The organism is Acetobacter pomorum, from assembly GCF_002738225.1.
GTDB classification, from domain to species: domain Bacteria; phylum Pseudomonadota; class Alphaproteobacteria; order Acetobacterales; family Acetobacteraceae; genus Acetobacter; species Acetobacter pomorum.
The window spans coordinates 61,985-87,136 of sequence record NZ_PEBQ01000135.1 but is presented as its reverse complement, the minus strand read 5'-3'; the positions used below and the strand labels follow the sequence as shown (position 1 = coordinate 87,136).

Annotated in this window: 21 protein-coding genes and 1 pseudogene; 12 read left to right on the top strand and 10 right to left on the bottom strand. The window is 50.7% G+C overall.

Going from position 1 to position 25,152, the window contains the following annotated elements:
• Both CSR02_RS17210 and CSR02_RS09515 read left to right on the top strand, forming a co-directional pair.
• Nucleotides 1-70, top strand: a pseudogene (locus CSR02_RS17210) (biopolymer transporter ExbD); the annotation flags it as partial.
• Nucleotides 71-149: 79 nt separating this feature from the next.
• Nucleotides 150-1,742, top strand: coding sequence for a gamma-glutamyltransferase family protein (locus CSR02_RS09515; protein ID WP_099541487.1), 1,593 nt, complete (start codon nt 150-152; stop codon nt 1,740-1,742).
• Nucleotides 1,743-1,760: 18 nt separating this feature from the next.
• Here CSR02_RS09515 and guaD read toward each other — a convergent pair whose 3' ends face one another.
• Both guaD and CSR02_RS09505 read right to left on the bottom strand, forming a co-directional pair.
• Entirely contained in the window at nt 1,761-3,083 is a 1,323-nt protein-coding gene (guaD, locus tag CSR02_RS09510; RefSeq protein WP_099541486.1) for a guanine deaminase, read from the bottom strand.
• A gap of 4 nt (nt 3,084-3,087) precedes the next feature.
• Nucleotides 3,088-3,990, bottom strand: coding sequence for a LysR family transcriptional regulator (locus CSR02_RS09505; protein WP_099541485.1), 903 nt, complete (start codon nt 3,988-3,990; stop codon nt 3,088-3,090).
• A gap of 156 nt (nt 3,991-4,146) precedes the next feature.
• On the opposite strand from CSR02_RS09505, the gene CSR02_RS09500 reads away from it, so the two are divergent.
• Genes CSR02_RS09500 through xdhC form a run of 8 tightly spaced genes read left to right on the top strand, consistent with a single transcriptional unit; the run spans nt 4,147 to nt 13,467 of the window.
• On the top strand, nt 4,147-5,565 hold the full coding sequence (locus CSR02_RS09500; protein ID WP_042787232.1) for an NAD(P)-binding domain-containing protein: 1,419 nt from the start codon (nt 4,147-4,149) through the stop codon (nt 5,563-5,565).
• Between the two features lie 22 nt (nt 5,566-5,587).
• The gene (gene puuE / locus CSR02_RS09495) at nt 5,588-6,481 is read left to right on the top strand and encodes an allantoinase PuuE (protein WP_183172584.1); all 894 of its coding nucleotides are present in this window, start codon (nt 5,588-5,590) and stop codon (nt 6,479-6,481) included.
• A complete protein-coding gene (gene uraD / locus CSR02_RS09490) occupies nt 6,478-6,987 on the top strand; it encodes a 2-oxo-4-hydroxy-4-carboxy-5-ureidoimidazoline decarboxylase (protein ID WP_099541484.1) in 510 nt (169 codons plus the stop codon). The genes puuE and uraD overlap by 4 nt, the downstream gene beginning before the upstream one ends.
• The gene (gene uraH / locus CSR02_RS09485) at nt 6,984-7,316 is read left to right on the top strand and encodes a hydroxyisourate hydrolase (RefSeq protein WP_099541483.1); all 333 of its coding nucleotides are present in this window, start codon (nt 6,984-6,986) and stop codon (nt 7,314-7,316) included. Before uraD ends, uraH begins: the two co-directional genes overlap by 4 nt.
• Before the next feature lie 3 nt (nt 7,317-7,319).
• A complete protein-coding gene (locus CSR02_RS09480; RefSeq protein ID WP_099541482.1) occupies nt 7,320-8,783 on the top strand; it encodes a nucleobase:cation symporter-2 family protein in 1,464 nt (487 codons plus the stop codon).
• A 35-nt stretch (nt 8,784-8,818) separates the two neighbouring features.
• Nucleotides 8,819-10,300 carry a xanthine dehydrogenase small subunit gene (gene xdhA, locus CSR02_RS09475; RefSeq protein WP_099541481.1) on the top strand — a complete coding sequence of 494 codons (1,482 nt, stop codon included), beginning with the start codon at nt 8,819-8,821 and terminating at the stop codon, nt 10,298-10,300.
• Entirely contained in the window at nt 10,293-12,638 is a 2,346-nt protein-coding gene (gene xdhB / locus CSR02_RS09470; RefSeq protein ID WP_099541480.1) for a xanthine dehydrogenase molybdopterin binding subunit, read from the top strand. The genes xdhA and xdhB overlap by 8 nt, the downstream gene beginning before the upstream one ends.
• Nucleotides 12,639-12,651: 13 nt before the next feature.
• Nucleotides 12,652-13,467, top strand: coding sequence for a xanthine dehydrogenase accessory protein XdhC (gene xdhC, locus CSR02_RS09465; protein WP_099541479.1), 816 nt, complete (start codon nt 12,652-12,654; stop codon nt 13,465-13,467).
• 3 nt (nt 13,468-13,470) lie between these two features.
• Here the strand turns inward: xdhC and CSR02_RS09460 are convergent, their stop codons facing one another.
• The 5 genes from CSR02_RS09460 to CSR02_RS09440 are packed head-to-tail and all read right to left on the bottom strand — an operon-like array spanning nt 13,471 to nt 18,016.
• Nucleotides 13,471-14,826: an AtzE family amidohydrolase gene (locus CSR02_RS09460; RefSeq protein ID WP_099541478.1), complete on the bottom strand. Its 1,356-nt coding sequence runs from the start codon at nt 14,824-14,826 to the stop codon at nt 13,471-13,473.
• Nucleotides 14,823-15,011, bottom strand: a complete 189-nt coding sequence (locus CSR02_RS09455; protein ID WP_099541477.1) for a DUF4089 domain-containing protein — start codon at nt 15,009-15,011, stop codon at nt 14,823-14,825. Before CSR02_RS09455 ends, CSR02_RS09460 begins: the two co-directional genes overlap by 4 nt.
• Before the next feature lie 12 nt (nt 15,012-15,023).
• The gene (gene hpxZ, locus CSR02_RS09450) at nt 15,024-15,428 is read right to left on the bottom strand and encodes an oxalurate catabolism protein HpxZ (protein ID WP_042787240.1); all 405 of its coding nucleotides are present in this window, start codon (nt 15,426-15,428) and stop codon (nt 15,024-15,026) included.
• An 18-nt stretch (nt 15,429-15,446) separates the two neighbouring features.
• The gene (locus CSR02_RS09445) at nt 15,447-16,688 is read right to left on the bottom strand and encodes a pyridoxal-phosphate-dependent aminotransferase family protein (RefSeq protein WP_099541476.1); all 1,242 of its coding nucleotides are present in this window, start codon (nt 16,686-16,688) and stop codon (nt 15,447-15,449) included.
• 2 nt (nt 16,689-16,690) lie between these two features.
• Entirely contained in the window at nt 16,691-18,016 is a 1,326-nt protein-coding gene (locus tag CSR02_RS09440) for an allantoate amidohydrolase (RefSeq protein ID WP_099541475.1), read from the bottom strand.
• Between the two features lie 329 nt (nt 18,017-18,345).
• On the opposite strand from CSR02_RS09440, the gene CSR02_RS09435 reads away from it, so the two are divergent.
• Together CSR02_RS09435 and CSR02_RS09430 are read left to right on the top strand one after the other, a co-directional pair.
• On the top strand, nt 18,346-20,685 hold the full coding sequence (locus CSR02_RS09435; protein WP_099541474.1) for a TonB-dependent receptor: 2,340 nt from the start codon (nt 18,346-18,348) through the stop codon (nt 20,683-20,685).
• Nucleotides 20,686-20,750: 65 nt separating this feature from the next.
• A complete protein-coding gene (locus CSR02_RS09430; RefSeq protein WP_099541473.1) occupies nt 20,751-22,121 on the top strand; it encodes an 8-oxoguanine deaminase in 1,371 nt (456 codons plus the stop codon).
• Between the two features lie 20 nt (nt 22,122-22,141).
• Here the strand turns inward: CSR02_RS09430 and CSR02_RS09425 are convergent, their stop codons facing one another.
• The 3 genes from CSR02_RS09425 to CSR02_RS09415 form a co-directional block, all read right to left on the bottom strand.
• Nucleotides 22,142-23,152 (bottom strand): isopenicillin N synthase family dioxygenase, encoded by a 1,011-nt coding sequence (locus CSR02_RS09425; RefSeq protein WP_099541472.1) that lies wholly within the window; start codon nt 23,150-23,152, stop codon nt 22,142-22,144.
• 232 nt (nt 23,153-23,384) lie between these two features.
• Nucleotides 23,385-24,152, bottom strand: a complete 768-nt coding sequence (locus tag CSR02_RS09420; protein ID WP_099541471.1) for an ABC transporter permease — start codon at nt 24,150-24,152, stop codon at nt 23,385-23,387.
• A 3-nt stretch (nt 24,153-24,155) separates the two neighbouring features.
• Nucleotides 24,156-24,947, bottom strand: a complete 792-nt coding sequence (locus CSR02_RS09415) for an ABC transporter ATP-binding protein (protein WP_099541470.1) — start codon at nt 24,945-24,947, stop codon at nt 24,156-24,158.
• Between the last annotated feature and the right edge of the window lie 205 nt (nt 24,948-25,152).

The window sequence follows — 25,152 nt, the reverse complement described above, 5'->3', positions numbered from 1 at the left end:
CGATGCACAGCGCCTCGGCGTCACAAAAATCGGGATCGTCGGACAGGAACAGTTCGCCGACGGGAAATGAGGCACGATTTGCCTCTATTGTTGCAGAAGAGTATCTGATTTCTGCGTCATTTTTTATTCATGAATAGCGGTTGATTGTCATGCTCCATACATTCCAGTCTCAACGCGGGATGGTGACATCACCGCACCATCTGGCAAGCCAGAGCGGTCTTTCCATCCTCAAGCAGGGTGGTACAGCCTTGGAAGCCGTTGTAGCAATGGCTTCCACCTTATCTGCTGTTTACCCACACATGACGGGTCTTGGTGGGGATGCATTCTGGTTAATTTCATACCCTGATGGTCGGGTAGAAATTATAGAAGCTTGCGGAGCAGGTGCCCTACAAACTTCGACAGATGCCTATCGCAAAGCCGGCCATACAACTGTTCCGTGGCGTGGTGGCTGGGCCGCCAACACAATGGCAGGCACTGTTTCTGGCTGGCAATTGGCCTTACAGCAGAGTGCGGCTTGCAAAAATACTCTTCCACTTCATGCACTTTTGGAAGACGCCATTTGGTATGCTGAAAATGGTTATGTTGTTTCGGAAAGTGAGGCCGCGCTTTTGCATTCCAAACAAACTGAACTTTTGCAAAATACAGATTTTGCTCAGTCTTATGCCCCCAATAGCCGTTTGTTCCAACATGGCATGGTGCGTAAGAACCCAGCATTAGCAAATACATTGCGCCAGCTTGTTCAAAATGGGCTACAAAGCTTTTATAAAGGTTCTATTGCTGAAAACCTGTTGCATGATCTGAAACGAGTAAACAGCCCTTTAAGTGCTGAAGATTTTTCATCTCATGAAGCTGTTTTCAAAAAACCTCTTTCTGCAAAATTGAAGCATGCACATGTTTACAACGCTCCACCGCCTACGCAGGGTGTAGCTTCTTTGGCTATTCTGCGGCTGTTTGAAAAACTTGGCGTGCAGGAAGGTGAGGGATTTGCCCACATACATGGGCTGGTGGAGGCTACAAAACAGGCTTTTCTGTTCCGTAATGCCCATGTGGGTGACCCACGATGGATGACGGAAGATGCCCAAGCTTTTCTGGATAATGAAAAACGCTGCATCGAACTGGCACATAAAATTGATATGCAGCGTGCTGCCCCTTGGCCTCAACCCTCTCAGGCAGGTGATACCACATGGATGGGAGCGATTGATTCCTCTGGCATTGCCGTCAGTATGATCCAGAGCCTGTATTTTGAGTTTGGATCAGGTGTTTTCCTGCCTCAGACAGGTATTTTATGGCAAAACCGCGGTGCTTCTTTCCAACTGGAAGAGGGAGCATGGAATGCTTTTGTTCCTGGGCGCAAACCTTTTCATACCCTCAACCCGGCACTCGCACATTTTGATGATGGCCGGGTGATGGTTTACGGCACAATGGGTGGGGAAGGTCAACCTCAGACACAAGCTGCGGTTTTTACCAGATACGCACAGTTTGGTACCCCCTTGCAGCAGGCTGTTACGGCGCCTCGTTGGCTTTTGGGCCGCACATGGGGCAGCGAAAGCCAATCCTTGAAAGTGGAAAGTAACATGGATGCAGGTGTTGTGGCTAAGCTGGAAAAAGCCGGCCATGCCGTAGAGCGTGTTGCACCTTTTTCTAGTATGATGGGGCATGCAGGAGCACTTGTGCGCCACGCAGATGGTGTATTGGAAGGTGCAGCTGACCCTCGTAGTGATGGATGTGTGGCAACTTTTTAAATGTGTGATGCGGCCATTCTAAGGCCGCACATATACTGGCTGACCATTTACCCATGTTGCTTTTATGCAGCGATCATCCCCCAAGACAATCAGGGGAAAGAGGGTGTCTTGCACAGTCTGACAATGAGCCGTTCTTTGTGCTAATATAGGGGTAGCTGCTGGATCCATTACACATAGATCGGCTTCCATTCCTGGTGCAATCCGGCCAATTTTTTCATCCAGCTTGAGAGCTTGCGCTGCTCCGGCTGTTGCAAGCCAAAATGCCTGAATGGCTTGCAGCCTCTCACCACCGGCCATGAGAGAAACTTTGTAGGCTTCCCCCATTGTACCAAGCATGGAAAGAGTGGTGCCCGCACCAATGTCTGTGCCTAGCCCAACATGCACTGGCCGGTTTGGCTGAGTGGCATCAAATAACCGGAACAAGCCACTGCCCAAAAACAAATTGGATGTAGGACAGTGGGCAAGTGTGCACCCGGCATGATGGCAATGCTGGAAATCTGTTTCTTGCAAATAAATTCCATGCCCAAAAATAGAGCGCGCGCCTACCAACCCGGCTTGCGCATACACATCCAGATAAGATGTGGTTTCAGGAAATAGGCTGGAAACAGTTTTAATTTCATCCATATTTTCAGCCAGATGCGTTTGCATAAAAACATCTGGATGGCGTGCCAACAAATCTCCTGCCATTTCCAACTGCTCTGGTGTGCTGGTAATGGCAAAGCGGGGTGTTATCGCATAGAGCTGGCGCCCGTTATTATGCCAGCGCTGGATTAAAGCTGTGGAATCATCATACCCACTTTTAGCGGTATCCCGCAGATTATCTGGAGCATTGCGATCCATCAGCACTTTGCCAGCAATCATACGCGTACCGCGTTTTTCCGACTGTCTGAAAAACGCATCAACCGATTGCGCATGAACTGTACAGTACACAGCCGCCGTTGTTGTGCCATTGCGCAAAAGTTCATCCAGAAATGCACTAGCTATAGCTTCTGCATAAGCGGAATCATTAAATCGCGCTTCCGTTGGAAAAATATATTCTTCCAACCACGGCAAAAGTTGCTGCCCCCATGATGCTATGGCTGGCATTTGTGGATAATGAACGTGCGTATCAATAAATCCTGCTGAAATAATACTATTTGGGTAATGTGTAACAGGGATTGTACTATCCAGCGTGGGTGCAAGATCAGCATACGGCCTACAATGCGTTATGCGGCCTGCTTCCATTACTATCAGGCCATCTTCTTCAATCATCAAGCTTTCTTCTGGAGGCACCAGAAATGGATTGCCCTCAAAGGTAATATAGCAACCACGGATAGCTGTTCTGGCCTGAATTTTTTGCATAATTTTAGAGCTGTTCCAAAAAGAAATTTTCAATTTCACTAATAATAAAACGTGCGGCCGTAGAAAGCTGGCGCGAACGATCTACACACAGCGCCAAGGATAGCGGCGTAAGTTTTTTATGGATAATAGGAGTAAAAGCCAGCTGTTTTTTTTGCACCTCGTCATACGCATCCAGATAACTCAAAATGCCAATACCCGTACCTTCCAGCACCAGAGATTTGATCATCTGAATATTATCTGCGCGTGCTACGGCAGCAATTTCGATACCAGTTTCTGCTTCCAAAAGCCCAATAGGTCGCCAGAGAGCTAGGGGAGGCGCGGGCACAATAACCGGATATTCTGCCGCAAGGCTAAAACGTGCCTCGCTTAACGCCGCAACGGGATGAGATGGCAAAGAAATAAAGCCAAGGGGAATTTCCTTATGTGCCCGTACGGTTAATTCCCGCATGTGGCTGGGGTTAAACATAAGGGCAAAATCCGCATGCCCCTTAACCAGAAGTTCACCCATATTCTGGCTTTTACGCACATGCACACTCACCAGAATACCGGGGTGGCTTTCACGTAGTCGGCCCAAAAGAACAGGCAGGAAACCTTTGGTTAGTGCATCTGGAATAAGAATATCCGCAGTGCCCTGGCGCAACCCTTTAAGGTTATCAAGCTGGATTTTAAGCGTATTTAAATCGCGCGACCAGTGGCGGCAGGATGTCAGCAGCAGTTCCCCCGCTGTTGTCAAGCGCAGTCCCGTGGGCAGGCGCTCGAATAACAATGTGCCCAGTAATTTTTCGCCCTGAAGAATCTGTCTATCAATAGCGGAAGCAGCAATATGCAGTTCGTCCGAAGCCTTGCGGATTGAGCCATGCTGGGCAACAGCCATGAAGTAACGAAGAAAACGGGAAAAAACCGGCATTTGCTTTTGCTCTCATTTTGCGAACGCACCATGCTGAAATATGTCATATACAAGAACGATGCGGATGTGAAACATTATGCGTGATTTTATCGTCGTTGTCAGGGGCATGAATCAGATTGTTTTCTGGCAACGCATATTTCGGACTGATATGCAGGCATGGAACAGCTTAATAAACGTGTGCGTGATGATCTCGCAAAAATTCAGTATGCAACAGGCAACTGGTGTATTCCTCACAAGCATGATGGTGAAGATGTTCTGGATGTTGCCATTATTGGTGGGGGACAGGGTGGTTTAGCCACCTGCTTTGGGCTGAAGCGGCGCGGTATTACCAATACCTGTATTTTTGATACGGCTCCCAAGGGCGGAGAAGGGCCGTGGGTGACATTTGCACGGATGCTTACGCTGCGCACACCCAAATATGTAACTGGCCCAGACCTGGGTATTCCCTCTCTCACCCCTCAATCCTGGTATGAGGCTCGCTACGGAGCAGCTGCCTGGCATACGCTGGATAAAATTTCCCGCCAGGATTGGCAGGCTTACCTAGACTGGGTGCGCGATGTTCTGGCTTTGCCCGTAAAAAATGAACATGAGCTGATAGATATTGAGTGGCAGGATAAGCTGCTAAAACTGACATTTTCCTGCGCCGGTGGTGTTAAAAAACAAATTTGGGCGCGCAAAATTGTGCTGGCAACGGGTATTGAAGGCGGTGGCGCATGGCATGTGCCAGACTTTATTACCAAAGCTCTGCCCAAAACACGTTATGCGCATACCTGCGAACAGATTGATTTTGAAAAACTGCGCGGCAAGCGGATTGGCGTGCTTGGTGCCGGAGCATCTGCCTTTGATAACGCAGCAACTGCTCTGGAGCACGGAGCCAAACAGGTTAACCTGTGTTTGCGCCGCAAAAAAATTCCATCTGTAAATCCATATCGCTGGATGGAAAATGCCGGTTTCCTGAGCTATTTTTCAGAACTCGATGACCTCACGCGCTGGCGCTTCATGCGTCGGATTTATGATCTCAATCAGCCGCCCCCGCAGGATACATTCTGGCGGTGCCGCAGCCACCCCAACTTTGCTTTTCATACAGGCACGCCGTGGCTTTCTGTGCGCGAAGAAGGGAAAGACGTGGTTGTGACCACACCGCATGGTGAAATGCGTTTTGACTTTCTGATTATTGGCACTGGTTTTGTTATTGATCTGGCCCAACGGCCGGAACTGGCCAAAATAGCATCTCATATTGCGCTTTGGCGGGATTGCTTTGCCCCACCTGAAGATGAACAGAACACTCTGCTGGGCAGTCATCCATATCTGGGTGAACGCTTCCAGTTTCTGCCGCGCAATGCATCCGATCCATTAGCTCCCATGCTGGCCTCCATTCATAACTTCACGTTTTCCGCCACACCCAGTATGGGGCTTTCTGGTTCCTCCATTAGTGGCATGCGCTATGGGGTGGAAAAGCTGACATTTGGTATCGGGCGCGACTTGTTTGTACAGGACGGTGAAAAGCATCTGCAAAGCCTTCTGGATTACAATGTAGATGAGTTGGTCAGCTTGGAACCACCTCAGTTTGCCTGATAATCTGGAAAGTAAATAAATGATGCAGAATTACCCGCGCGATATGATTGGATACGGTGCTTGCCCGCCAAATCCACATTGGCCCAATGCAGCCCGTATAGCTGTACAGTTTGTAGTGAATTATGAAGAAGGCGCCGAAAACTCCGTTCTTCACGGAGACCGGGGGTCTGAAGCATTTCTGTCTGAAATGATCGGCACAACCTCCATAGTGGGGGAACGCTGCATGCAGATGGAAAGCCTGTATGAATATGGCAGTCGTGCGGGGTTCTGGCGTTTACATCGGTTGTTTGAGCAGGCAGGTATCAAGCCCACTGTATTTGGTGTTGCCACAGCCATGGCACGCAACCCTGCAGCCGTTGCCGCCATGCAGAAAAGTGGGTGGGAGATTGCATCTCATGGTCTGCGCTGGATAGATTACCAGCATGTGCCAGAAGATGTTGAGCGTGAGCATATTCGCCAAGCCATAGAATTGCACACACAGGTTACGGGAGAACGCCCCTTAGGATGGTATCAGGGGCGCACAAGCCCCAACACGGCACGCCTTGTGGCTGAAGAAGGCGGCTTTGTGTACGATGCGGATTCCTATGCAGATGACCTTCCATATTATGACAGAACCTACGGCAAGCCACAGCTGATTGTGCCTTATACGCTGGACGTGAACGACATGAAGTTTGCGGCCCTGAACGGCTTTACAGAAGGCGAACAGTTTTTCTGCTACCTGCGGGACTGCTTTGATATGCTGTATCAGGAAGGCGGGCGCATGATGTCTGTTGGGCTACATTGCCGCCTGGCGGGAAAGCCCGCACGTGCATGGGCTGTTGCCAAATTTCTAAAACATATTCAGCAATATGAAAATGTATGGACACCAACCCGGCTGGAAATAGCCCGGCATTGGTTGCAGGTGCATCCGGCATGATGACCTTGCAGGATGTAAATGCTCTTTCTCCCCAACAGTTTGTTGAAACATTTGGGGGCATTTACGAACATTCTCCGTGGGTGGCAGAAGCTGCTGCAGCGCAGCGTCCCTTCACCTCATTTGAACACATGCAACAAGCGTTTTCCAATGCCGTGCAGCAGGCGCCAGAAAGCCAGAAGCTCGCTTTGGTAAAAGCGCACCCAGAACTTGGGCACCGTATGGGGATTGACCCGGCACTAAGTGCTGAATCAACACAAGAACAGGGAAGTGCTGGGTTAGATCGGCTTTCGCCGGCAGAATATACCCAGTTGCGTAACCTGAATGATGCGTACCAGCAAAAGTTTGGCATGCCGTTTGTTATTTGTGTCCGCAAAGCTACCAAAGCCATTATTCTAGAAGCAATGGAACAGCGTCTTGCAAGCTCTTTTGCCACCGAGCTTGCAGAAGCACTCAAGCAGATTGATGCCATAGCAGCCTTGAGATTACGCGATAAGGTGCAAGTATGAGCTCTCTTTCCACACATGTTCTGAATACTGTTTCCGGGCGCCCAGCCAGTGCTGTGCAGATCCGCCTTTTTGCAGGGAATACCCTTTTATTTACCGGGGAAACAAACGCCGATGGCCGCTGCCCTGAAATAAGGGAACTTGAGCTTAAAGCGGGACAGTATCGGCTGGAATTTGAAATTGGTGCCTATTTCCAGCAACAGGGCATGAATTTGCCAGAACCGCTTTTTTTAGATGTCGTGCCAATTGTTTTTGGACTGGGCGAGGCCATGCACGCCCATGTGCCATTGCTTGCCGCGCCTTATAGTTATTCCACTTACAGGGGAAGCTGAAAGATGAAAGCTGCCAGAAATGTTCCGCAAGCGGTTCATCCTGTAGATGAATTTCTGCCTTTCTGGCAGTTGGGTGTTTATGGTTTGCAGCATGTTCTTACGTTTTATGCTGCATCTGTTATCGTGCCCATTCTGCTTGCCAGCGCTCTTGGTCTTTCTCATGATGCGCTGGAACATCTTATTGAAGCTGATCTTTTCACCTGCGGCATTGCCTCGCTTATCCAGGCTGTGGGCATTGGGCCACTCGGGGTAAAACTGCCTCTTCTGCAAGGTGTTACATTTGTTTCCGTCACCCCCATGATTGCCATTGGCACTGCAGCAGGAGGGGGTATTGAAGGACTGCATCAAATTTTTGGTGCCGTTATTGTGGCGGGCATTTTTTCCTACTTTATTGCGCCGTTTTTTTCCCGGATGATCCGGTTTTTCCCACCCGTTGTCACGGGGTCTGTCATTCTGGTTATTGGTCTGGCGCTTCTGCCTGTGGCGGCAAATGATATTGTCAATGGTCAGGGCACGGGTACCATGCAAAACCCTGTCAGCCTGCGCAATGTTGCCTATGGTCTGGGAACGTTGCTTTGTATTCTTGCGGTTCAACGCTTCTTTAAAGGTTTTTTAGGCACAATAGCTGTGCTGATTGGCCTTATAATGGGCACTTTGGTGGCATGGTTTTTGGGTGATGCGCATTTTGGGGATGTATCATCCGCGCCATTACTGACAATTGTACATCCCCTGCATTTTGGCATGCCCAGTTTTCATATTGTTCCCATTCTCTCACTGATTATTGTGATGATGATTTCCATGTTGGAAACAACAGGGGACGTATTTGCCACCGGTACGATTGTGGACAAGACCATTACCCCGCGTGATATCACGCGTGCTATTCGGGCAGATGGTGCCGCCACAGTTCTGGGTGGGATCTTCAACTCCTTTCCCTACACCTGCTTTGCTGAAAACGTAGGCCTTGTACGCCTTACGGGTGTAAAAAGCCGGTGGGTTGTGGCTGCCGCAGCCCTTATCATGATGGTTATGGGGTGCCTGCCTAAACTGGCAGTACTTATGGCCTGCGTGCCACTCCCTGTTTTAGGGGGTGCTGCTTTGGCCATGTTTGCCGCTGTGGCCGTGGTGGGGATCCAGACATTGGCGCAGGTGGATTTCGATAATCAGAATAACGGCATTATTGTTGGCACCAGCGTTGGGCTGGGCATGCTTGCCACGGCGCAACCCCACATTGCAGACCATTTTCCTGCATGGGCCCAGATCATTTTTGGCAGTGGCATCACACTTGGGGCCATGTCTGCTGTTATCCTGCACCTCATCTTCAATCACGGCACGCATGATGATGTTGTTGTGGAAAATTTAGAAGTGACACCCCAGCCAGCAACCACGCATCCGGAAATGTGGAAGAATGTTGTTGTAATCTCAGAAGACAAACTTGGGTCTCGTCCTCCCAAATCCTGCTCCAGATAAATCCTGACCACTGCTTCTTCTACAGAGACCCCAAAATGCGACACCATATAAGGTTTTATCTGGGCCAGACCCTGCATGAAGTGTCTGATATTTCGCCCACGCTCACAGTATTGGACTGGCTGCGTGAACAGCAAGGACAAACCGGCACCAAGGAAGGTTGTAACGAGGGAGATTGCGGTGCCTGCACCATTATGACCGTGCGGCTTGAAAGCGGCCAACTGACATGGCGCAGTGTCAATGCCTGTATCCAGTTTTTATGGATGCTGGATGGTGCGCAGCTTTTTACCGTTGAGCATTTGCAAAACCCGGATGGCTCCTTGCACCCTGTGCAACAGGCTATGGTGGACATGCATGGATCTCAGTGCGGGTTTTGTACGCCCGGCTTTGTAATGTCCATGGTGGCTTATGTGCAAAATGGCGGGGGAGAAGACCCCAAAGCCATCAATACAGCTTTGGCTGGCAATTTATGCCGTTGTACCGGGTATGCACCCATTGTACGGGCCATGCAGCATGCATGCCGCATTATGGTAGAGCAGGGAAACCATTTTGATGTTGCAAAACAGAACATCATTCTACGTCTTTCAGCCCTGCAGGATGACAGTAGCGTAGATATTCAAAGTCACTGTGGCCGTATAACCCTGCCGGCCAGTTCCAATGTGCTTGCTTCTGTTTATCTGGAAAATCCGCAGGCTACTCTTGTTGCTGGCGCCACAGATGTTGGCCTTTGGGTTACCAAACATTTGCGAGACCTCCCTCATGTTATTTCTGTAAGATCAGCCAAAGATCTACACAAACTGGAACAACGTGATGGCGGCTTATGGATAGGCGCAGCCGTAACCTACACACAGGCCATGCCCGCTTTGGCAACCCATTTGCCAGATGCACTGGAAACCATAAAACGCATAGGCTCCACGCAGGTCAGAAACGCAGCCACTGTTTGCGGTAATATTGGCAATGCATCTCCCATTGGGGATGGCCCGCCATTGTTTATGGCTGCCAATACCATACTACATTTGCGACAAGGGCATATACGGCGGCAAATACCACTGGAAAACTATTTTCTGGAATATGGAAAACAGGATCGCCAACCATCCGAATTTATAGAAGGCATATTTATCCCGGATCAATCCGCACAAACAGTTATGCGCGCCTATAAGGTTTCCAAACGGTTTAATCAGGATATCTCTGCCATTATGGCTGCCTTTGCCATTTCTGTGGGCACAGATGGCACAATTACGCAGGCACGTCTGGCTTTTGGCGGAATGGCAGGCATTCCCTGTCGTGCCAAAATGGCCGAGAAAGCCTTGCTTGGCCAAAAATGGGATACACCCGCACTGGAAGCCGCACGCACAGCCATATTGAATGATTTTACGCCTTTAACGGATATGCGGGGCAGTGCCTGGTATCGTTCTACTGTTTCCGCCAATCTGTTAACGCGTTTTTTTGAAGAAACGGCACAACACGGTAGCGGTCAACCTCTCCGTCTGGAAGGTTGGAGAGAGATTTCCCATGCTTAAAAACCATAAAAGCGAACAGAAAATTGTTCCCGGTGGTGCCACACAAAATCTCAAGCACGAAAGTGGGCGACTACACGTTTCCGGTAAAGCAACGTATATTGATGATATTCCCACACCTGCAAATGTTGTGCATGTTGTACCCGGCCTGAGCACCAAGGCCCATGCGCGTATTGTCTCGATGGATCTGGATGCTGTTAAACGTTTTCCCGGTGTTTTATATGTTCTGACAGCGCAAGATATATTGGGAGAAAACCAGGTCAGCCCAGTTGGTGCGGGGGACGAGCCACTTTTGGCCACAGATGAGGTTTTTTATTACGGACAACCTCTTTTTGCTGTTGTTGCAGAAACTCGTCTGGCTGCGCGTAAAGCGGCACGTTTGGCAAATATTGTTTACGAAGACCTGCCCACCATTCTCTCCATCAAAGAAGCGCGCGAAAAAGACGGCGGTATGGTGTGCCGACCGTTGGAAATGGTGCGCGGCCATGCTGAAAACGCACTTAATAACGCGCCCCAGCGGCTTTCCGGGCGTATTACTGTGGGTGGGCAGGAGCAGTTTTATCTGGAAGGGCAGGCTGCACTGGCCATAGCGGGTGAAGAAGGAGAGATGCGTGTATGGTCTTCCACCCAGCACCCAACAGAAACTCAGCATATGGTAGCGCATATTCTTAACCGCCCCAGCAATCTGGTTACGGTGGAAGTGCGCCGTATGGGTGGGGGCTTTGGAGGAAAGGAAACACAAGCCAATGCGCCTGCCTGTTTGGCAGCTCTGGCCGCAGAAATAACCAAACGCCCCGCCAAATTTCGCCTTGATCGTGATGACGATATGATCATGACAGGCAAACGACATGATTTTATGATTGATTATGATGTCGGCTTTGATGCGCAAGGCCATATTCAGGGTGTGGATATGTTGCTGGCGGCACGGTGTGGATGGTCGGCAGATCTGTCTGGTCCGGTCACAGATAGAGCCTTGTTCCATGCCGATAATGCCTATTATTACCCAGATGTACGGCTACGTTCAGAACCTTTTCGCACCAATACGCAGTCTAACACGGCTTTCCGGGGGTTTGGTGGCCCACAGGGTATTGCCGCAGCTGAACGGATTATAGACGAAATTGCCTTTGCCACCGGGCTAGACCCGCTGGATGTACGTTTGCGCAATACATACGGCACGCAGGACAGAAACATCACGCCATATTTCATGACCGTGGAAGATTCAATTTCCAAGGAAATCATGGAACAACTTGCCAAGGAATGTGATTATCGCAAACGTCGGCAGGAAATCCGTGCTTTTAACCGTACCAATCAATACATCCGGCGCGGCATAGCGCTTACGCCTGTAAAATTTGGTATTTCCTTTACCGCCACGCATTTCAATCAGGCAGGCGCCTTGGTGCATGTTTATACGGATGGCTCTGTGCAGGTAAACCACGGTGGCACAGAAATGGGGCAGGGACTCCATACCAAAATGGTACAGATTGCCATGCGGGAATTCGGCCTGAGCGAAGACCGCGTGCGCATTACGGCCACAACCACAGGCAAAGTGCCTAATACATCTGCTACAGCAGCCTCCAGCGGAGCTGATCTGAACGGCATGGCGGTGTTGGATGCCATTAGCAAGATCAAAGATCGGCTAATCAGCTTTGCCGCAACACATTGGCAGGTGGCACCAGGCACAGTTCAGTTTACGGCCAATGGCGTGCAAGTGGGGGAAAACCGCATCCCATTTGCAGATGTGGTGAAGGCCGCCTATATGGCCCGAGTTTCACTTTCTTCATCAGGTTTTTATAAAACGCCCAAAATTTCGTGGGATGCAAAAACCGGGCGGGGTCGGCCATTTTACTATTTTGCTTACGGCGCCACCTGTGCAGAAGTTGCAGTAGACTTGCTAACTGGTGAAAACCGCATGGAACGTGTAGATATTCTGCACGATGCCGGACAGTCCCTCAATCCAGTTCTGGATATTGGCCAGATTGAAGGCGGCTTTATTCAAGGCGCTGGATGGCTCACAACAGAAGAACTGGTGTGGGACCAAAACGGCCGCCTGCGCACCCATGCTCCAAGCACTTATAAAATTCCAGCCTGTTCAGACAGACCTCCTGTTTTTAATGTCAAACTGCTGGAGCACGCCCCCAATAGGGAAGAAACCATATTCCGCTCCAAAGCTGTGGGGGAACCTCCCTTTGTGCACGGTTTTGCCGTGTTGCATGCTATTTCTGATGCCATAGCAAGCATTGCGGATTATCGCATCTGCCCTCAACTGGATGCTCCAGCTACACCTGAACACATTTTGCGTACAGTGGAAAAGCTCAAACAACAGAGCAAAGTACCGCATTAATGCGGAGTTGATCATGCAAGAGGTTGCAGGGGTTCTTCAACACTGGCACCGCCATCCAGAACAGCTCATTCTTGTGCGTGTGACTGAAACCAAAGGTTCAACCCCGCGTGAAACAGGGGCGTTTATGCTGGTTGGCACCTCTTTTCTGGCCGGAACGGTCGGGGGTGGGGCTTTGGAATATGAGTGTGTCTCCCAAGCACGCCAAATGTTGTGCCAGCATGAAAAACTGCGTGAAAATGAATTTATTTTAGGTGGGCAAAACACCAATCAGTGTTGCGGCGGCTGGGCCCGTGTGCGGCTGGAACGCGTAACGCCTGATCTTGCACGCGATCTGGAAAACAATATTCGCCATCAGTTGGAAGCACGCCCTACGCTGCTTATGTTTGGGGCTGGGCATGTTGGCCGGGCCTTGGCGTATGCTCTGGCACCCTTACCCTTAAGGTTGATCTGGATAGACCCCAGAGCAGAGGAATTTGGTAACGTGCCCCCAGGTGTAGAAACCCATATCACCAACCAGTGGGAAGCACTGTTACGCGCCGCACCTGTCGGGGCAGGTGTGCTGGTGCTGACCCCCAGCCACACATTGGATGCGCTGATTGTGGAAGCTGCTTTATTGCGGAATGATTTATCTTACGTAGGCCTTATTGGCTCTGCCACCAAACGCAGACGGTTTGAGCACAGTTTCCGCCAACTTGGTATAGAGGAGGCACGTTTACAATCTCTTATTTGCCCAATAGGAGAACGCGGCATAAAGGATAAGCGGCCAGAAGTTATTGCCGCGCTTGTTGCCGCGGAAGTGGTGGAGCATGTGCTCCACCCATCCCAATAAATTTTAGGCCAATTCTTTTTCTGGCAAGGGCACGCATCCCGCCAAACCGCTATTTTTCAATGCGCGTGCTATGCTGAACAATGCCGCTTCCCGCCCTGGTGCTGCAACAAGTTGCAGACCAAGCGGCAAGGTGCCCGTGTTTTTCAACGGCAGGCATAATACTGGCAAACCAGGCAAACTTAACGGTTGTGTAAACAGGCCCAGATTGGCCCGGGCCGATACAGGCTTGCCATCCACCATAATTGTGGGCTCATCCAGCAAAGGTGCTTCACCCATAACCGCTGGGGCTATCAGAACATCTGTGTTCTGAAACACCTCATGGATTTTTTGCCTGAACCAGTTTCTAAAACGCTGTGTTTGCAAGTAGGTAGAAGAAGGCAACAAGGCACCTGCAATAAGGCGATCTCGCGTTGCGGGGTCATATTCCTCTGCCTGTTTGCGCAGGCGGGGCAGGTGCAGGTTTCCGCCTTCTGCCGCAGTTATTAAAAAGGACGCGGCGCGTGCACTTGCCACTTCTGGCAGTTCAATCGTGTTGGTGGCCTGCAGGCTGGCACAAACGCGGTCTAACGCTGCACCAAGAGCGGGTGCCAGATTAGATGCAAACCATCCTCCCAACCGCGCTACCCGAAGCGTATCTGCGGCAGGTTCTGGCGCTGGGCTACTGCCATCCATTACGTAAAATGTTGTAATCAGATCATCCAGAGAGGATGCAAAACTGCCCACAACATCCAAACTGGCAGAAAACGGATAGGCACCCGCACGGGGCAGGCGGCCAAAAGTGGGTTTCAGCCCCCACACACCGCATAATGATGCTGGAATACGAATGGACCCATTGGTATCGGAGCCAAGGGTAAAAGGCAGAAAACCCGCAGCAACAGCAGCGGCAGATCCACCAGATGACCCCCCAGCCATGCGAGCCGGATCATGTGGGTTACGGGTGGTGCCATAATGGGCATTTACGGTTGCAAACCCGTATGCAAACTCATCCATGTTCAATGTTGCAACAGGAATGGCCCCGGCAGCTTTCAGCCGCTGCACAATGGCAGCATCTTTTTGCGCTGGCGGCATATTGCGCAGCACAATAGACCCGGCTGTGGTAACATGCCCTGCAATATCAAACAGATCCTTCACCCCAAACGGCACACCTGCCAATGGTGGCAATGTGTGGCCTGCCTGCCGCATGGCATCTATTTTCTGGGCCTGCTCCAATGCTTCGGATTCAAAAATGTGTGTCACGCATCGGATATCATTATCCTGTGTGCGCAACGTGTTTAATGTTTCCTGAATAGTGGAAACTGCGCTTTTTTTACCAGTGCGAATAGCCTCCGCAATGGCAAGCGCGCTGGAAAAACGGGTCATGGCACGTACTCATAAGCGGGTTCACACGTATCGGGCAAAGGGTGCTGTTCAACCAGTTTGGCATAATGTGCCAACAGAGCAGAATTTCTTAAAACTCCAGGCAAGCATGTGGGGGAAAGCTCCAGCTCTATGGCTGTAGCACGTGCACGCACAAGATTTTCCTGATCAGAGGAAGGCGCAGTCATGGGCCTGGTTCCTTATAAAGCAGGGCGTTCAGTTTCCGGGCGAGCCGCCATGAGCGAGACATGGGCCGCCAGAATTTTCCATCCATTGTCAGTCCGGATCCATGTCTGCATCTGCCGACCGATCCGATCCGATCCCTCACGCTGAAATTCCAGACTGACAACGGCACTTTCATGACCAATGGTGGTAATGGTGCGCCGCAGATTGCGCCGGGGTGGGCTCCCGCCTTTTCTGGACCGGCGAAACGCTGCTATTTCTTCCGGTCCATACAGGTTTTCTCCCACACCGTAGCGCACTACCTGCGGGCCATTCCAGAACAGATCATCCAGAATCTGCACATCATTTTCAGCCAAAGCACGCTCATAAAGATCGGAGCAGGCTTCAACTTGGCGGAGTATTTCTGGATTATTCAGTTCCATCACGTTTTTCTCCGCTGGTTACGGCCATAATGCCATTGCGGCATCCACAGCAGCCCCACGCGGCGGCTTAAAGCCTTCAGCAGCCAAAGCCGCTTCCAGCGCACCCAATGTCAGCAGAACTTTGTGTTTGACAGCATTGTAACCCATGGTGCCAATACGCCAGATTTTGCCTGAAAGCGGACCAAAAGCCGTGCCGATTTCGATACCAAAATCCTCACGCATGCGCAGGCGCACTTTTTCGCCGTCCACACTGGCTGGTATCCATACACCAGTTACATTGGCCATACGGTGTGCATCATCCCCAAAAACGCTCAGCCCCATTGCGCGCAGGCCCGCAATAAGGGCTGTGCTGGCTTTTTTGTGGCGGGCAAAGCGGTTTTCCAACCCTTCTTCCAATACAATACAGGCGGCCTCTCTGGCGCCGTACAGCATGGTTGTTGCTTCTGTATGGTGGTTCAGCCGCTTTTCAGACCAATAATCCATGATCATGGCCAGATCGAAGTAATTGGATGGAATACGCGGGCGCTGCCCATCCGCACTATTTGCACTCCGAATACCGGCCTCTACATGGCGGCGGGCCATAATATGCTTTGCAGCCCTGTCTGAAATAGTAATGGGAGCTGAACCCGGCGGCCCACCCATGCATTTCTGCAAGCCGCCAGAAATAACATCAATGCCCCACTGGTCTGTGCAAACTGGCACGCCACCCAATGTGGCCGTGACATCTGCATAGGAAAGCACATTGTATTTCTTACACAATGCGCCAACGCCATCCAAAGGCTGCGCCATTGTAGTGGACGTATCACCATGAATACAGGCCAGAACCTGTGGCTGATGCTGCTGCAAGGCGGCTTCTATCTGCTCCAGCGAGGCAACTTCCCCCCAAGGCAGATCCAACGTGCAGATTTCTGCCCCAATACGTTCGGCAATTTCTGAAAGCAGCAAGCCAAAACGCCCGGCACGGACAATAAGAATTTTTGCACCGGGTTCCACCAGGGAAACAAGAGCGGCCTCAATGCCTGCGCGCGCAGTGCCATCTACCAGAAATGTCCAGTGGTTCTGCGTCATAAAAACCTGACGGTACAACGCCATGGTTTCGTTCATGTATTCCGTCATTTCGGGGTCAAACTGCCCCAGCATATCGGCGGACATGGCCCGCAGAACCCGCGGATGGGCATTGATAGGGCCGGGACCCATCAAAAGCCGCTGGGGGGGATCAATCTGCTTAAACATTGGTGGGATCACGCGGGTTTGCTCCATTACTAGACGCTTTTTTCTGATGGAATATTCTGAATGAAATCACACATGACACGCAGGGCGGTTTCTACATCCTCATCCTGCACAGCTTCTGCAGGATTATGGCTTATACCCCGTTCACAGCGGATAAACAGCATACAGACAGGTGCCAGTGCCGCCATGATCATGGCATCATGCCCAGCACCACTTACCAATGAATAGGCTGGTTGCCCCGTAACTGTTTGGATAGAAGCCGCAAGAATGGCGCCAAGCTGCGGGTTACATGGTGAGGCGGAAAGATCGTGCTGAAGAGTTAATGTCATGTCCACATCACGTTTCTGGCTGATCTCCTGCAAGGCATGGGTTATTTTTTCCGCCGCTGCATTTCTTACACTTTCAGTGCCAGCCCGCACATCAATACTGAACTCCACCCATCCGGGCACAATATTGGGCGCACCGGGTTTGACGCGCATCTGCCCAACTGTCGCCACCAGATCATCCGGCCCGGATTGCGCAATTTTTTCTATACAGGAAATAGCTTCCGCCGCCGCCGCCAGCGCATCCTGCCGCAGGTGCATGGGCAATGTACCCGCATGCCCGGCCATTCCTTTCATGACCACCTGAAAACGGTATTGCGCCGCAATGGATGTCACCAGCCCGACAGCATGGTGTAAGCTTTCAAGCACCGGCCCTTGTTCTATATGCGCTTCAAAATATGCCAAGACTTGGGAAGGCTTGTAGGCGGCCTCCAGATATTGCGCCGGATCCAGCCCATTTTCCTGAAGCGCTTGCTGGATACTCGTCCCTTTTTCATCCTCTATTGTCGGCAACTTATCCAAAGATCCGGCAACAGCGCGTGAAGTGAGCATGGAAACAGGAAAGCGGGAACCTTCTTCATCCCCAAAACCAATTACTTCTATAGCGAAGGGAAAACGTTTTTTTTGCGCATGAAAATACGCCACAGCTTCTATGCCCAGAATAACACCCAGCATGCCATCATATTTGCCAGCGTTTTTCACGCTATCAAGATGAGAGCCGATCAGAAGGGCTGGGGCATCAGGAACAAGACCTTCATACCGACCAATCAAATTTCCCGCGGCATCTATCCGGCAGTGCATACCGGCTTCTTCCATCCAAGTACGCACCTGCTTTACCGTTGCCTTATAGGCGGGAGAAAGATAGGCGCGGAACAAACCATGCGGCATATCTGAAAACGGCGGGTGACCCAGAAGATCACAACGCTGTACAGCTCTTTTCCCCGACGCATCTGCAACACTCGGAACATTGGGCAGGGTTTGCATGCGGGCCTCTAGGGTTGGGCAGTCAATAAAAAACGTTACATCTTTTGCCATATCAATGGCGTAACGAACTATACACAGGTTTTTCTCGTTCTCTCAAAAGCAAAAAAAGCAATGTTGCATTGCCAATTTCAGGGTGGGTAGTGCTCTTAAAACAGCAACAAGAGAGTGCCTTTTTTGTTTTTGTGCGTTCGGTCGGAACTCATTATATATCGAAATCGTATCGTTTATTAGCACGCTGCCCGGAGCCCTCATCTCATGTCGGAAGCTTACACAAAAATATCTGTTGATTTTCAAATGCCGCCTTCATCCAAGGCTGATTTGAAAAAAAAGGAGTGCCTCTCCCGCATCGTTGTTAAGCTGCCCTGCTGAGGAATTTTCTCATGTCCTTTCGGATTATTGCGCCATCGCGCCTTATCCTGTCCCGACTGACCTATCGTCAGCATCTTGCTGCTTTGTCCTGCCTTGTTAGTGCTGTCGGATTTTGCGCAAGCTTTTCCACAGCGCATGCACAAACGGCTACGCCCGCCAAAAAGTCCTCTCAACTTGCGCGTGCAGCTTCAACATCTTCCGCAGGACATGCCCGCACACGCTCCACAAAAGCTATTGAGGCGCATGGGGCAGAGGAAATTTCGGTAGGGTCCTCCCGTCGCAAGCGCAATGGCGGCGGCGGCATGATGCGGCTGGAAACAGCCCCCCATGCCGTACAAACGGTTACCAAAGAATATATTGATATGCGCAGCCCTGTTTCTACTGCGCTGGATCTGGTTAAAAACCTGCCAAGTGTGAACGTCACCACACCGGATACATCGGGCATGCAGGGCGGGCAGGTGCAGACACGCGGCCTGACAGACCGTGACATGGCCATTATGGTAGATGGCATTTCTGCCGGGCAGGCAAAATATCTGGCAGAAATTATTGATTCAGAAAACGTGGATGAAGTCAGCATCACACCTGGCAGTGCTGCGCGTGATCTGCCTGTAATGTCTGCTGCTGGCGGGGTGATGAACTCCAAATCCCATATCGCGTCACACAAATTTGGCGGTATGACGGATTTCTCCTACGGCACCAACAATCTCTCGCGCGAGTTCATTCGCCTTGATTCAGGGGATATCGGCAATACCGGTATTCGGGGGTACTTCTCGTTCTCTAATACGCATGCACGCAGCTGGATGGGCTCTGGCATCAATGAGCGCAAGCATATTGATTTTGGCGCACGCAAGGATTGGGAAAACGGCTCCAACGCAAACCTGTTTATCTCCTGGAACTCTGCTGACTGGACGATTGATAACTACCCCACTGAAGACCAGTTTATGCAGTACAAGCACACGGGGCAGGGTTGGGATCGTTCATCCCATCCGGGGAATGCAAACTACTGGAAAAACAATGCCGACCACTGGAACCAAATCTTCCTGAGCGCGCCTATCCACACCGTTATTACAGATAAACTCTCATTTGACCTGCATCCTTATCTCACCTACGGGCAGGGCTGGAGCGCTAAACCCAATGGTGCAGAAGCCAATCCTGCGGGTGATATGCAGAACACCGTTGGCTACTTTCAGGAACATGGCAACCGCGTGGTGGGGGCCACGGCATCGCTCGGCTACGATATTGACAGGCACAACCACCTGACATTCGGCTACTGGTATAACAACAGCGTATCAGACCGCAGCTACCCCACCAGCTTTGCCATGCCAGCAGGCGGCGCACCCAGCCCGAACTGGTCTCAGTATCGCATTGATAAGGGCGATCGGCAGGTTGCGGGGTATGAAATCCACTCACTGTTCATTCAGGACACAGCAAAATATCTGCATGACAAACTGCTGATTAACGGTGGCTTCAAGTTTGTCATGTCCAATGCATGGAACAAGGATTACTACGGCAGGCAGGGCCGCAACAGCACAGCACCATTGCCGCAGCTTTCCATTAGCTACAACATCAATGATCAGAACCAGATCTATGTGAATGCGGAAGGGGATTACCGGCAACCTACAGAAAACGATATGGGCTGGCTATACACGGATGTGCCAATCCTGAAGAACCAGTATTCCATTAAGGAAGAGCTGGGGTATCGCTACCACAACCGCTACATGATGATGGATCTGTCATTCTTCAACTACAACGTCACCAACCGTGTGGTTGACCAGTATCTGGGCATGAACAACTACCGGCCATTCTCCATCGGTAGCCAGACCATGCGCGGGCTGGACTTCATGATCGCCGGGCGTGAAATCCACGGCTTCAGCCCCTATGCCTCTGTGGAGTATCTGCATGCCACGCAGGACAGTAACGTGTTTGACCCGTATCAGAACGTCATGCTGCATTCCAAGGGCACGCAGGCTATTATGGCGCCGCGGGTTATGGCCAACTTTGGTCTGACCTATAAGTATAAAGGGTTCTTCGCCAACGGGTCCGTGCATTACACCGGTCCGCAGTCTGTCAGTGTTGCCGGGGACCAGAGAATACCGGGTTACGTGACCAATAGCCTGACTGTTGGGTATCATTTCAAGCCATTTGGCTTTGTGAAGTCTCCAACTTTCCGGTTGAACTTCACCAACCTGACAGGCTCCATTGTGCGCACGGGCGCCATGGGTGCTGTTTACAGCAAGCATGACCCCGGCACCGTTTATAGCGGTAGCTCCGCCGCTTACACAGGTTACGGCAATACCTTCATGGTAGAACCACGCTTCTCCATGACAGGCACAATTTCCACCTCTTTCTAATACCGTCCTGAACAAACTTAACGCCCCTCTCTTTGCTACAAAGGGAGGGGCTAGGTGTTTTTGCCATGTCACATAGATACTTGCTGAAAAATGCCCTGTGCCTCGTCACGATGAATGATGACAGGCAAGAGCTGAAAAACGGGTGGATTGTGATAGAAGAGCGGCAGATTGTCGCCCTTGGTGGTTTGGAAGACCCACACCCCCCGGCTGATACCGTGCTGGATATGTCTGGCCATGTGGTAATGCCCGGCATGGTGAACACTCACCACCACATGTACCAGTCCTTAACGCGGGTTATTCCGCAGGCTCAGGACGCATCCCTGTTTCAATGGCTGCAAACACTTTACCCCATCTGGGCACGTCTTACGCCAGAAATGGTCAAAGCCTCCACCCGTACGGCCATGGCGGAACTGCTGATGTCTGGCTGCACCACCACCAGTGATCATCTCTATCTCTTTCCCAACGGTTGCCGCCTTGATGATGAAATTGAGGCCGGGCTTGAAATGGGCATGCGGTTTCATGCCTGCCGTGGCAGCATGAGTGTGGGAGAAAGTGCTGGGGGGCTGCCGCCGGATCATCTGGTAGAAAAGGAAGCCGATATTCTGCGGGATACGCTGCGCGTTATTGAAACGTATCACGACCCGGAACCTCTTGCGATGCTGACTGTAGGGGGCGCACCGTGTTCTCCTTTTTCTGTCAGTCGGGAACTAATGCGCGATATGGCAGAGCTGGCCCGTGCCACCGGCACCCGGTTGCACACGCATCTGGCTGAAAACCAGCATGATGTGGCTTACAGTCTGGAGCGTTTTGGGCAAACGCCAGCAGAATATGCGGAAGATGTTGGCTGGGTTGGTGCAGATGTATGGCATGCCCATTGCGTAAAGCTGGATGAGGCAGGTATGGCCCGTTTTGGCCAAACAGGTACAGGCGTTGCGCATTGCCCATGTTCCAACATGCGTTTGGCATCTGGCATTGCCCCTGTTTGGGCCATGCAGCAACAGGGTGTTCCTGTCGGGCTGGGAATTGATGGTTCGGCTTCTAATGATGGCGCCAGTATTCTAGCAGAAGCACGCCAGGCCATGCTGGTTTCCCGCCTGTTATCTGCACAGGATGAACAGGCCATTATGCTAAAAGCGCGTGATGTATTGGCATTGGCCACGCGCGGAGGAGCCAAGGTTCTGGGCCGCTCCGATATTGGCCAACTGGCTGTAGGAAAAGCGGCTGATATTATTGCGTTTGATATGCGCAAGCTGGAATATACCGGCGCGTTAAGTGACCCGGTAGCTGCTTTGGTTTTCTGCACCCCATCTTCCGTTGCCTTCAGCATGGTTAATGGCAAGGTGCTGATACAGGATGGTCATTTCACAAAACTGGACGTAACTGCCGTCATAGAACAGCATAATCATCTGGCACAAAAACTGTATGAGGGGCGCTAAACGCCCCCATACGTTACCCTTTACTTGTGTTTTTGCACAAAATTGGCATGTAGCCGCTGGTAAATGTAATCTTCCGCTGTAATGGGCGGATATTTACCTTCTGGTCCTTCAATTACGGCTTCCCGATTTGCTTGACAGAAAAATGGAACAGACAGGCGCGGACCAAGATATTCTCCCGGTTGCGGCATACGTACACGGTGGAGGGTGGACTTCAGCTTGTCATCACTCCAACGCATCAGCATATCACCAATATTACAGGTCACGGCACCTGCAACGGGAACAACTTCTGTCCAGGCATTGGATTCAATTTCGTTGCCCGGACAAAGCTGCAAGCCGCCTTCACCTTCGCGCAGATGCAGGAGTGTCAGGCAATCAAAGTCTGAATGCGCACCAGCACGCCATTGTTTGAAGTCTTCCGGCTTGGCATTTTCCATGCTCATGTAATGGATAAGGCGCAAAGTGCATTGGTAGCCTAGTGAAGATCTTTTACAGCACTCTGCAAAGAAATCTTTTTCAAACCCAAGTTTTTCTGCAAAACAGGACAGTATTTTCATGGCAAGCTGCCAGTTATCTTCCTCAAATTGCAGAAGTTTTTCCTGAAACCCGGGAAGAAGCTGCTCATCTGGCCACAGGTTATCCATTTCCGGCAAAGTAATCTGGTAAGATTCCTTGTTATCCGGCGTGCCGGTTGAGGGACGCACCTGAGAACAATATTCCCACCCGGCATTTACGGTTGGTTTCTTTTTGAACACTTCTTTTTTAGACATAGGAAGCGCAAAAAATCTTTTTGCTTCTGCAAAGGCGCTGTCAATATCTTCCAGCGAGATACCGTGGTTGATGACCTGGAAAAATCCATCTTTTGTGGCGGCATTCCACAAATCATCCGCAATCTGGCTACGTCTGTTTTCGTAATCTGAAAGATCAATAACGGGAATGGAACGCGCGGAGGTTGTGCCCATACTGCCAATGGTGGCCTCACGCTTAAGCTCCTCCATAGCGTAATCTGGGGTGGTTTTGGTATTTAGAGTCATGGCGGTTCTCACACACAAATTGCAAACTGGCCCCTGAGGGCAGGCAGTTGGTTCAACCAGCATGAGGGAAAGTGTATGACGTAGCGGTGCAGGCTTCCCCCATGCCGGGTAGACCCAACATGGCGGAGCAATGCCCAGAATATTTTATTCCGACCGCTTCTACTCACTTGTTGCAGTATAGAATTTAATATTTCGAACAGTCAACAAAAAGGCATGGGTAAAGTGCCGATTTTTAATGCTGAATACGATTATATAGCACCAGTTTTCTGATACTGCTGGTGGCCATATAAAGAGCAAGACCTGTAAGGGTAATCATGAACAGCGCAGCAAACATGCGCGGAATATCCATTTGAAAACCGGCCTGTAAAATTTCGTAAGCCAAACCTGCGCTATTACCCCCTGTGCCTGCCACAAATTCTGCAACAACAGCCCCCACAAGCGCAAGGCCGCTGGAAATTTGCAAGCCCGCCATAAACATGGGCAGCGCGCTTGGTATTTGCAGGCGTAAAAGTGTTTTGAGGCGTGAGGCTTTATGCATTTTGAAAAACGCAGCCAACCCTGGATCAACACTTTTAAGACCCTGTAATGTATTGGAAATAATAGGAAAAATTGCAATTAAAGTTGCACAGACAATAAGAGCTAGCAGTGTTGTTTTTACCAAAATAATAATCAATGGAGCAAGAGCCACAACAGGGGTTACCTGCATAAGCACGACGTAAGGCATCAGGCTACGCTCTATCAGCGGATGTTGTACCAACACAAATGCAACCAGAACACCAAAAACCACAGAAACCAGAAGTGCAGCCAACGTAACAGTTAACGTGCTGTATAAAGCATGGCACAATGGATTAATATTGCTGAAAAGAGAGTGCGCAATATCAGATGGCGCAGGCATAAGATAAGGCGGAATGTGCCAGATATAACAGATACCCTGCCATAACAGAAGAAACAGAACGCCAACAGCCAAAGGCGCAAAAAGAGAGATCAGGCGGGCAGGCATAGATTAGGCCACCTTTGCAACAAGGGAGGAATGAGAGGCTTCAATCAACAGCTTGCTCAGATCCTGACAGATCATGGCAAACGTATCGCTCAGGCGAAAAGCCTCGTCTCTGGGAATGGCAGGATCAATTTCGTATTCAGCAAATATCCGTCCCGGATGTGCGGCCATAACCATCACCCGTGTAGAAAGAAAAGCGGCTTCGTACAAAGAATGTGTTACAAACAAGAGGGTGAGATCATCCTTGCCACATAAATTTGCCATGTCCTCATCCAGGCGGTTCCGGGTCAATTCATCCAGGGCGCCAAAGGGTTCATCCATCAGCAACAGATTAGGGCGCGTTACCAATGCGCGGGCAATGGAAACGCGCATCTTCATTCCCCCAGAAAGCTGGGCAGGAAAGCGCTCCGCCGCATGCTCCAACCCCACAACTTTCAGCGCCTCTTGCACGCGCGGTTCTGATACCGCAGGGGCAATACCTTCCAGATCCAGCGGCAGGCGCACATTTTTGCGCACTGTGCTCCATGGCATCAAAGTCGGTTCCTGAAACACAAAGGAGAGCCTGTGGTTTTCTTTACCCACTTCGCTAAAATCTTTGTTCCACCAGCTCAGGCTGCCCTCAGAGGGCTGATGTAAATTGGCAATCAGCTTGAGCAACGTGCTTTTGCCGCAACCAGAAGGGCCAATCAGGCTGATACGTTCCTTTGGAAAGATATCCAGAGTAATGGGCGCCAGACCCTGAACACCGTTTGGAAATGTTTTTTCAGCAGACTGAATGCTGATAACGGTTTCTTGCATGATGCATCCAAACTTTGCGGGAGAGGAACCAAAAGATCATTCGGGCAGCTGCACGTAAATGCACACAACCATGGATGTTTTGGCTAACCGGAACATTCCTGTATAGAAATGATTTATAATGTTTAGGCCATTCAATACTGCGAAGATCAAGGGGGAAATCGTTATAAAAAAAGCAATGGAGCGTACTCTATTTTACAGCTTCCCA

Coding starts and splice junctions, on each gene's coding strand:
- xdhA (WP_099541481.1), top strand. CDS start 8,819: ATGCGACACCATATAAGGTTTTATCTGGGCCAGACCCTGCATGAAGTG.
- uraH (WP_099541483.1), top strand. CDS start 6,984: ATGAGCTCTCTTTCCACACATGTTCTGAATACTGTTTCCGGGCGCCCA.
- hpxZ (WP_042787240.1), bottom strand. CDS start 15,428: ATGGAACTGAATAATCCAGAAATACTCCGCCAAGTTGAAGCCTGCTCC.
- CSR02_RS09480 (WP_099541482.1), top strand. CDS start 7,320: ATGAAAGCTGCCAGAAATGTTCCGCAAGCGGTTCATCCTGTAGATGAA.
- CSR02_RS09505 (WP_099541485.1), bottom strand. CDS start 3,990: ATGCCGGTTTTTTCCCGTTTTCTTCGTTACTTCATGGCTGTTGCCCAG.
- xdhC (WP_099541479.1), top strand. CDS start 12,652: ATGCAAGAGGTTGCAGGGGTTCTTCAACACTGGCACCGCCATCCAGAA.
- xdhB (WP_099541480.1), top strand. CDS start 10,293: ATGCTTAAAAACCATAAAAGCGAACAGAAAATTGTTCCCGGTGGTGCC.
- uraD (WP_099541484.1), top strand. CDS start 6,478: ATGATGACCTTGCAGGATGTAAATGCTCTTTCTCCCCAACAGTTTGTT.
- CSR02_RS09435 (WP_099541474.1), top strand. CDS start 18,346: ATGTCCTTTCGGATTATTGCGCCATCGCGCCTTATCCTGTCCCGACTG.
- CSR02_RS09445 (WP_099541476.1), bottom strand. CDS start 16,688: ATGGAGCAAACCCGCGTGATCCCACCAATGTTTAAGCAGATTGATCCC.
- CSR02_RS09440 (WP_099541475.1), bottom strand. CDS start 18,016: ATGGCAAAAGATGTAACGTTTTTTATTGACTGCCCAACCCTAGAGGCC.
- CSR02_RS09415 (WP_099541470.1), bottom strand. CDS start 24,947: ATGCAAGAAACCGTTATCAGCATTCAGTCTGCTGAAAAAACATTTCCA.
- CSR02_RS09455 (WP_099541477.1), bottom strand. CDS start 15,011: ATGACTGCGCCTTCCTCTGATCAGGAAAATCTTGTGCGTGCACGTGCT.
- CSR02_RS09500 (WP_042787232.1), top strand. CDS start 4,147: ATGGAACAGCTTAATAAACGTGTGCGTGATGATCTCGCAAAAATTCAG.
- CSR02_RS09430 (WP_099541473.1), top strand. CDS start 20,751: ATGTCACATAGATACTTGCTGAAAAATGCCCTGTGCCTCGTCACGATG.
- CSR02_RS09425 (WP_099541472.1), bottom strand. CDS start 23,152: ATGACTCTAAATACCAAAACCACCCCAGATTACGCTATGGAGGAGCTT.
- CSR02_RS09515 (WP_099541487.1), top strand. CDS start 150: ATGCTCCATACATTCCAGTCTCAACGCGGGATGGTGACATCACCGCAC.
- CSR02_RS09460 (WP_099541478.1), bottom strand. CDS start 14,826: ATGACCCGTTTTTCCAGCGCGCTTGCCATTGCGGAGGCTATTCGCACT.
- CSR02_RS09420 (WP_099541471.1), bottom strand. CDS start 24,152: ATGCCTGCCCGCCTGATCTCTCTTTTTGCGCCTTTGGCTGTTGGCGTT.
- puuE (WP_183172584.1), top strand. CDS start 5,588: ATGCAGAATTACCCGCGCGATATGATTGGATACGGTGCTTGCCCGCCA.
- guaD (WP_099541486.1), bottom strand. CDS start 3,083: ATGCAAAAAATTCAGGCCAGAACAGCTATCCGTGGTTGCTATATTACC.